Genomic DNA, 393 nt, shown 5'->3' on the forward strand with positions numbered 1-393 from the left:
TCACAAACATTGTAAAAGTAAGCGGTGCTTTTGTAGCTTCTCAAGGTTGTGCTAACGCCGGAACTTATACTAATACGTGGACAGTTAATGATGATTGTGGAAATGCTTCTGCTGTTTTCACTCAAATCATTACCATCGAAGATACTACTGCTCCAACCTGGTCAACTCAAGGAGGAACATTAAATACAACGGTTCAATGTAGTGATGCAACAGCTTTAGCTAATGCTCAAGCGCAATTCCCAGTAGCTGCTGACGCTTGTGATACGGATGTGACCAACATTGTAAAAGTAAGCGGTGCTTTTGTAGCTTCTCAAGGTTGTGCTAACGCCGGAACATATACTAATACTTGGACTGTTAATGATGATTGCGGAAATACTTCTGCTATTTTCACTC

1 protein-coding gene is annotated in these 393 nt (G+C 41.0%); it reads left to right on the plus strand.

The genetic code is table 11. The annotated features are described in order from the left end of the window. Positions 1 to 393: hypothetical protein (locus ACHRV5_RS22440; RefSeq protein WP_395428341.1), on the plus strand; the 393-nt coding region annotated here is incomplete at both ends.

It is taken from the genome of Flavobacterium sp. FlaQc-52, assembly GCF_044007495.1.
GTDB lineage: Bacteria > Bacteroidota > Bacteroidia > Flavobacteriales > Flavobacteriaceae > Flavobacterium > Flavobacterium cupriresistens.